The organism is Microcoleus sp. D2_18a_B4 (assembly GCF_036702475.1).
Taxonomy (GTDB): domain Bacteria; phylum Cyanobacteriota; class Cyanobacteriia; order Cyanobacteriales; family Microcoleaceae; genus Microcoleus.
In genome coordinates this window covers 136246-136580 of the sequence record NZ_JAUBTL010000013.1, presented here as the reverse complement: position 1 = coordinate 136580, position 335 = coordinate 136246, and positions in this window count along the sequence as shown.

Below are 335 nucleotides of genomic sequence, written 5' to 3'. Positions count from 1 at the left end.
AACTGGCGTTTATTTTCTGGTGTCATGACCCTCCCAACGTAGGCTTCGGAAAGCCTTAACCTGCACGTTCGTTACTCCGGGTAGAAGTTTCTACTTCTGTCCAGATTTGGGTAGGTTTTTACGAACGGTTGATTGGTCGATTTGTGAATGCCAATACTTTGTCTCAGTAGTACATTATCCCAGATATTCGATCGGGCAAACTGCAACCGCTACTGTTACCGCAGAACCCCCCCTAACCCCTCCTTGTGAAAGGGGGGGGTTTTTGTTGCGAAATATTTGTTTAGGGACTAAAAGCCTTTGCTGGGCGGGCAAGATGCCCACCCCACAAGCCGATT